This is a genomic window from Lysinibacillus sp. NPDC056220 (assembly GCF_049315265.1).
GTDB lineage: Bacteria > Bacillota > Bacilli > Bacillales_A > Planococcaceae > Lysinibacillus > Lysinibacillus pinottii.
The window spans coordinates 771,001-778,522 of sequence record NZ_JBMOXD010000003.1 but is presented as its reverse complement, the minus strand read 5'-3'; the positions used below and the strand labels follow the sequence as shown (position 1 = coordinate 778,522).

4 protein-coding genes and 1 pseudogene are annotated in these 7,522 nt (G+C 39.6%); 4 read left to right on the top strand and 1 reads right to left on the bottom strand.

Annotated features, from left to right (window positions below; translation table 11 throughout):
• Positions 1-401 (top strand): annotated as a pseudogene (locus tag ACOZBY_RS14090) (hypothetical protein); the annotation flags it as partial.
• A gap of 437 nt (positions 402-838) precedes the next feature.
• Here ACOZBY_RS14090 and ACOZBY_RS14085 read toward each other — a convergent pair.
• A complete protein-coding gene (locus tag ACOZBY_RS14085; protein ID WP_012293804.1) occupies positions 839-1,261 on the bottom strand; it encodes a DUF4183 domain-containing protein in 423 nt (140 codons plus the stop codon).
• 263 nt (positions 1,262-1,524) lie between these two features.
• Here ACOZBY_RS14085 and ACOZBY_RS14080 point away from each other — a divergent pair, with 263 nt between their 5' ends.
• The 3 genes from ACOZBY_RS14080 (at position 1,525) to ACOZBY_RS14070 (ending at position 7,372) form a co-directional block, all read left to right on the top strand.
• The gene (locus ACOZBY_RS14080; protein WP_422762491.1) at positions 1,525-5,136 is read left to right on the top strand and encodes a dynamin family protein; all 3,612 of its coding nucleotides are present in this window, start codon (positions 1,525-1,527) and stop codon (positions 5,134-5,136) included.
• Between the two features lie 10 nt (positions 5,137-5,146).
• The gene (locus tag ACOZBY_RS14075; RefSeq protein ID WP_422762490.1) at positions 5,147-5,956 is read left to right on the top strand and encodes a sulfurtransferase; all 810 of its coding nucleotides are present in this window, start codon (positions 5,147-5,149) and stop codon (positions 5,954-5,956) included.
• Positions 5,957-6,541: 585 nt separating this feature from the next.
• A complete protein-coding gene (locus ACOZBY_RS14070) occupies positions 6,542-7,372 on the top strand; it encodes an MBL fold metallo-hydrolase (RefSeq protein ID WP_031419480.1) in 831 nt (276 codons plus the stop codon).
• Positions 7,373-7,522: the final 150 nt, after the last annotated feature.

The following is a 7,522-nucleotide window of genomic DNA, read 5'->3' as shown; positions in this document are numbered from 1 at the left end:
GTAAGGCAGGCACACTAACGAAAGAAGAAGGCATGAAGCAGCTTGATGCAGCGCTAGGTATAAAAGGAGATAAAAAAGCTGTAACTAAACCAGCGAATGCTGATGAAATCTCAAAAGAAAAGGTGCAGGCTATTTTTGACCAAGTAAAGGCAGGCACACTAACGAAAGAAGAAGGCATGAAGCAGCTTGATGCAGCGCTAGGTATAAAAGGAGATAAAAAAGCTGTAACTAAACCAGCGAATGCTGATGAAATCTCAAAAGAAAAGGTGCAGGCTATTTTTGACCAAGTAGAAGCAGGCACACTAACGAAAGAAGAAGGCATGAAGCAACTTGATGCAGCGCTAGGCATTAAGGAAGATAAAAATAAAGTGAGTGGTCCAGCGAGTAAACCTGTAAAGTAGCTTTCAATAAACCTTAAAAACAGAGAAACTATCCATTGTTAGCCAACAGGCAATCTGACATTTAGGGAATAAAAGTAAAAGTGACAGTATAGAAGCACCAATACATTTGTAGTTTTCACTTGTATTGGTGCTTTTTAAATTGAGAAAAATATGATTTCTCATCTTATAGATGATGATGAAAAGCACATTGCTTTAACGAAAGAAAACGAACTGTTTTCAGATTTCCTTCAACAGTTACGTATTTCTCGATTATCTAATTTTTGCTTTATTACCGTTTGTGATTTCTAGTCACCCTAAAAAAGCTTCATCCCCAAGCTAATCGACAAGAGGTCGTAGTTTTCAGTATAACCTGCTATTCTATCAATTGAAAGGTTCTTTGAACAGCTATCTATTTTTGTTAAAACTACTTATTACTTTAACCTAACTATTCACACACTTTATTTCATGGTGAAGCCTAATGATTCAATTATGATAGGTGTTCCTCTAAATAGAGTACCATTGTAAGGAGTAATGGTTAAGGCAGTATCTGATATTGTATAAATACCGCCCTCTTGCATGACAGCATTAATATACAGATTGACGTAGCCATTTGGTGAAAAAATCACAAATTCAGTAATGGGATCTGTATGATCATTCCAAAAGAGAGTTGCAGGCAAGGTTGTTCCGTTTGTTAAATCAAGATCGCTTGTTAAAATGTAAAAATATCTATTAATCGTTGGAATTATTATACCTTCTGGGACAATTTCGATGGGAGGAACGATTGGACCGTTAGTGGCTTTTATACGGGGCCAAATAAATTGCTCCTCATTGCTACAATCACAGCTTCCATTGTTTATTCGACCATGTTTAGGGTTGACCATGTGTTATCACACTCCATTCTTGTAAAATTAACCTTTGCCTCCAATTCGTTTACTATAAAATATGAAGAAAATAAAATTCAAGCTAGTTGAGCATCTATCATTCCATAAGGTTTCTTTCAGATAACCATGTTTTTTTAACAATACTAGTCAAATTGAAGCGTTGGCATACATGCCTTTTACCGTAAATTAGTGTTATACTTTGCTAGTTGAATAAGGTAGAATACTAATTATGAATAATTAACGAAAAAGGGGTTACTGGTTTCATGAAAGATTTTGATCAACAATTGGAGGGGCTACTAAAGCAAGCCGCTTTGCAATACATAATATATCAGCATAATGGTGATACGGAGCGCATGGATAAAACATCACTTTTTGCTCGAAAAATTCAGCAAAAAGAGTATGTGATTGGTTTTGCAGGCCATTTCTCAGCCGGTAAGTCGAGTATGATTAATGCGTTGTCTGGCGAGAATTTATTAGCATCAAGTCCGATTCCAACAAGTGCAAATATCGTTAAAGTGCATAAATCAGAGGAAGACTTTGCGATTGTTTATATGCACAAAGAAAAGCCTGTTAAATTTGAGGCAGGCTATGATTTTAAAACGGTAAAAGAGCTTAGTAAAAATGGGGATTTGGTATCTCAAATAGAAATTGGCCATAGCGCATCAACATTACCGTTTGGTGTTACAGTGATGGATACACCTGGAGTAGACTCAACAGATGATGCTCACCGCATGTCGACGGAATCTGCACTCCATATTGCCGATATCGTATTCTATACAATGGACTACAACCATGTGCAATCGGAGTTAAATTTCCAATTTACGAAGCAATTAATGAAATATAATCCAAATGTTTATTTGATTGTTAATATGATTGACAAGCATAAAGAAAATGAATTGAGCTTTGAAGAGTTTAAAGCAACGGTTCATAATTCCTTTGCGGCATGGGGCGTTGTGCCGAAAGGTGTATTTTTCACATCTTTGAGAGAGCCTGAGCACCCACATAACGATTTTGAAGCCGTAAAGAAAATTGTTATGGATAGTATGAACGATTGGCAGGACCAGCTTGTCCAAACAGCAACAAATACATTGCGTTTATTGCAAAGTGAGCATGATAACTATTTAATAGAAGAAAGACAGGATCGTTTAGCGATTGATGAAGAAATTTTAAGTGCGGATGACTGGGCACACCATCAAGATATTTTAGAGCAATACAATAAATTAAATCGTCAGGTTGAATTATTCTCTGTTGAGGTGTGGAACGAAACATTTGAGGAGCAACGTAAAGAATTGCTTGCCAATGCTGCGATTATGCCAGCCGACTTGCGTGATCGCTTACGTCTTTATTTAGAAAGTATGCAGGAGGGCTTTAAGGTAGGGGGGCTCTTTACTGCGAAGAAAAAAACAGAGGAAGAGCGGAACCGTCGTAAAGAAGATGCTTATAGTGCTTATCAAAATGTCGTCCATGCGCAAATTACAGGGCATTTAAAGGGCCTTATGAAAAAAGCATTAAAGGACGTGGGTGCTTTAAATGAGGAACGTGCCTCAGCTATTGATGCTTATCCGTTTGACTTACCATTTGCATTGATTGAGCAGCAAGTTCAAGCAGGTGCACTGTTAACAGGTGATGCGGTATTAAACTTCGCCAATCGTGTGGCAGAGGCAACAAAGCGTTATTTTATTCAGGAAACAGATAGCTGGAAAAAAGCACAAGCGACAACATTAGAAGCAGTGGCAACAGAAACAGCTGCTCCTTCGAAATTAAAAATGGCAGGCATGCAGGATAAAGTGGATGCTATTAAGGCTGTACTTGAAATCGAGGGTTACCAACAATATAGTGCGAGCATTATGCATCAAGCGAGCAATGAAATCCGGAACGTAGCGAATGAGCAGTTAACAAATTGGGAAAATTCCTTTAAACAGGATTTAGCAGAGATTCGTTTGTTTGATGAATCCATGCTACAACCAAAAGAACAAGTCATTCAGGAAGAAGCAGTGCAGCAAGCAGTTAGTGCGACGAGTTTGCCAATCGATGGCGTTATTAATCGTGCCCTGCATACCGCCAATGCTGTAAAAGAAGTACAAGGCTTTGCTGAAGTTGCTCAATATCTTGAAAATAAAGTGGAACGATTACAGAAAAAAGATTTTACCATCGCTTTGTTTGGGGCTTTTAGTGCTGGGAAGTCATCCTTTTCTAATGCATTAATGGGGGCGAAGGTATTACCTGTATCGCCAAACCCAACAACTGCAGCTATCAATAAAATTCGTCCTGTATCGCCTGAGCATCCACATGAAACAGCCGATGTACAGCTTAAAACAGCTGAGCAAATGTTAGAGGATATTCAAGGGTCCTATGCAGCGATTGGTTTATCTGTCCAGTCATTAGAGGAAGCGTATAATCGTGCTGACGAAGGGCTTGCAGTACAGTTGACAGATGAGCGTTTAAATGTGCACAAATCATTTATTCGTGCTTATAAGGAAGGGTATCCAACGTTTAAGTCTGAGCTTGGTACTATTATTCGTGTGGATCGTGTTGAATTTGAAAAATTTGTCGCGCAAGAAAATAAATCATGCTTTGTGGACAATATCGATTTCTATTATGATAGTCCATTAACGCGCATGGGCGTTACACTTGTGGATACTCCAGGAGCAGACTCTATAAATGCTCGTCATACAGGTGTAGCCTTTGAATATATTCGGAATGCCGATGCCATCCTATTTATTACGTATTATAATCATGCTTTTGCCAAAGCTGACCGTGAGTTTTTAATTCAGCTTGGTCGTGTAAAAGATGCCTTTGAGCTTGATAAAATGTTCTTTATTGTGAATGCTATTGATTTAGCAACAACGGATGAAGAGCAGGAAGATGTAAAAGGCTATGTACGTTCAGAATTACAGCGATTTGGTATTCGTTTCCCGAGACTGTATGGTGTATCGAGTCTTTTAGCGTTAAAGGAGAAGGTGGAAGGTTCAGATTTAACATCAGGCATGCCACCGTTTGAAAACGACTTCCATACATTTTTAAATGATGAATTGAGTGCATTAGCAGTGCAGGCTCTTGCGGAGGAAGTTGACAAAACAGAGCAACGCTTAGCGGATTTAATTGCACAAACGGAGGAAAACCTCAAACGTAAAGACGAGCGCTTAGAGGAATTAACCGTACTTGAAAAGCATGTGCAATCCAAGTTTAGTGTGCTGAATACAAGTATGCTGGAAAGTGAGACAAAGCAAGAGCTTGATGAGCTTCTCTATTATGTTCTACAACGTGTCTACTATCGTTACCCTGAATTCTTTAAGGAAGGATACAATCCTTCAACATTTGCGGCCATGCCAGCACAGCAGGCATTGGAGCATGCGTTGAAGGAAGTGATGCAAAGCTTACGTTTTGACTTTACACAGGAAATGCGTGTGACAAACTTCCGTTTATCACAGTTTATAAGCAAAAAAATGCAGCACCGATTTAAGGATGAAGTACGGGAGCTAAAAGAGCTTAACCGTAGCTTCTCGTTCTTAGCATTTGAATCTTCTGAGCCAAATTTACTTGATTTTGAAGGCCCATTTGGTGATATTTCGAAATATACTAGCGTAAAATCTCACTTCCGTAATCAAAAAGCTTTCTTTGAGAAGAATGAAAAAGTGAAGCTGAGCGATGCGTTAGAAGCATTAACAAAGCCGGATGCCCAGGATTATTTAGATGCACAGAAAGTTTCTCTCATGACTTGGGCCATTACGTTTATTGCAGAGGAAGCAGAAAAATTACGTTTATATATTTATCATCAAGCGCTTGAGCAAATTGAAACAGAGCGATTGGCGCTTCAAGAAGAAAGCCGTTTAGCTTCTTGGAAAGCGATTTACGCACAATTACAAAACGCATGAGGTGATTCCTATGGGAAAAGTATTCAAATCAGTAGATGAAATTCAGTTTGATGGTGTCCGTTTTATCGATGCTCGTTTTGATTTACAAGACAAAGAAGCTGGAAAAAAAGCATTTGAAGAAGGTCATGCAACAGGAGCAATCCATATGGATTTAGAGCAGCAGCTATCTGATATGGACAGTCAAGACGGTCGTCACCCAATGCCGAACAAAGAAAAATTGACATCTGTATTTCAAGAATTAGGCTTACGTTATGAAGATCAAATCGTTATCTATGATCAAGGAGCAGCACCTTTCGCTCCACGTGCTTGGTGGATGCTGACGTATGCTGGTTTCCCAAATGTTGTCATTGTTAACGGGGGAGCATCGGCATTGGAAACGAAAGTGCCATTTACAAAAGACGTCGTAAAATACCCACCAACAATCATTGATTTTGATTGGAAGGATGAGCTGTATGCACCACGCCAAGCAGTAAAGGCGATTGTGGACGGAGAAGTGAAAGCAACTTTACTCGATGCTCGTGCGGCTGAGCGTTATCGTGGGGAAGTCGAGCCATTAGATAAAGTAGCAGGTCATATACCAACAGCAAAAAACTTTGACTGGGAGCAATTAAAGAAAGATGGACAATTGCAGGCTAACGATGCATTGCGTCAAAAAGTTGCACCAGATGAACATGTGGTTGTCTACTGTGGCAGTGGTGTAACCGCATCCCCGCTTTATGCCGTATTAGCAGATGAAGGCTATGAAAACATTCAGTTATACGTAGGTAGCTTTAGTGATTGGATTACACAATATGAGATTGAAAAAGGTACAAATGAATAAGGGTTAAAGCAAAAACGCTCACTTTGGTGGGCGTTTTTTTGGTGGTGGATCGGGTGCGGGGGAAAGTGATGGATAGAAGTGGGGAAGTGGCGGATAGGAAGGAGAAAGTGACGGATAGAATAACAAAAGTGACGGATAGAGCGGAAAAAGAGCTGTCTAGCTTGCTTGATATACGTAGGTAGGGCTAACGGACGGATAGGAAGGAGAAAGTGACGGATAGGATAACAAAAGTGACGGATAGAATAACAAAAGTGACGGATAGAGCGGAAAAAGAGCTGTCTAGCTTGCTTGATATACGTAGGTAGGGCTGAATCCTGGAACGGACGGATAGAAAGGAGAAAGTGACGGATAGGATGCCAAAAGTGGCGGATAGGAAGCTGAAACTGGGGGATAGAAAGCCAAAACCGACGGATAGAGCCAAAAAAGCGTCTCCCGTCTAGCTCGCTCGAAACAAATAGATAGAGTTACTGAATCTATGGCTCAAATGCCAAAACAAACGGATAGCCAACCCTTAAAAAAGCCGATCGAATTCAAAATGACTCACCATTCATTTTATGCTACACTCTTTTAAAAGGGGGAAAGTGGATGTTTAAACGTGAGACGAGCATAGGAGTTCAACGCCATGGTGATGTACAATGTGCACTTGGAAAGGTAGCTGTTCAGGGGTTTGGTATGAGTGTGTATAGCTTTTTTGTTGATGGCTTATTAATCGATACAGGCTCAAATTCGCTGGCACAGGAGTTTCAATCATTTTTTAAGGAGCTACCAATGGAGCAAATTGCCCTTACTCATTCGCATGAGGATCATGCGGGCAATGCCGCCTGGCTTCAACAGCAAATGGATATTCCTATTTATCTTCACCGTGAATCTCTTCAGGCTTGTACGAAGAAGGGTGATTATCCTTTGTACCGTCAAGCATTATGGGGGGAGCGGCCAGCTTTTCTAGCGCAGCCAATAGGCACTACATTGCAAACAAAAACAGCTGTCTGGGACGTTATTGAAACACCTGGGCATACGACAGATCATCTGGCCTTCTATAATCGTCAATCAGGTGCTATGTTCACGGGAGATTTATACATTCAAACGAAAACGAAGGTAGTACTCGATGAAGAAAATATTGTACATACCTTAGCATCGTTAAAAAAATTATTAACCTATGATTTTAACGAAGTTTATTGTTGTCATGCAGGCTATTTAACAGATGGCAGAAATAGAATACTAGAAAAAATAGCGTATATTGAAGAAATGGAAGAGAAGGTTCGTCACTTGTTTGTACAAGGTTATTCAGTAGAGGAGATGACGTCCAATATTTTCCCTCGAGAGTATCCCATTATTAAAGTGTCTGGCGATCAATGGTCTTCTAAGCATATAATCAGAGCATTTATTCGTCATTTTACTGAAGAGTCCTTGCAATAGGGCTCTTTTTTTGTTGGGCTTAAATGCGGTAACAGCAATAGTAAAAAACTTTGTGAAAAAATGTGAATAAATTGTGACAAACTCACTTGGCTCAATGGATACGCTTACAAAAGTTTGTGAAAAAATTCTCTTTTACACAAGAAAAATACT

Excerpts from the sequence above, each read along its gene's own strand:
- ACOZBY_RS14085 (WP_012293804.1), bottom strand. The coding sequence starts at position 1,261 with ATGGTCAACCCTAAACATGGTCGAATAAACAATGGAAGCTGTGATTGT.
- ACOZBY_RS14080 (WP_422762491.1), top strand. The coding sequence starts at position 1,525 with ATGAAAGATTTTGATCAACAATTGGAGGGGCTACTAAAGCAAGCCGCT.
- ACOZBY_RS14075 (WP_422762490.1), top strand. The coding sequence starts at position 5,147 with ATGGGAAAAGTATTCAAATCAGTAGATGAAATTCAGTTTGATGGTGTC.
- ACOZBY_RS14070 (WP_031419480.1), top strand. The coding sequence starts at position 6,542 with ATGTTTAAACGTGAGACGAGCATAGGAGTTCAACGCCATGGTGATGTA.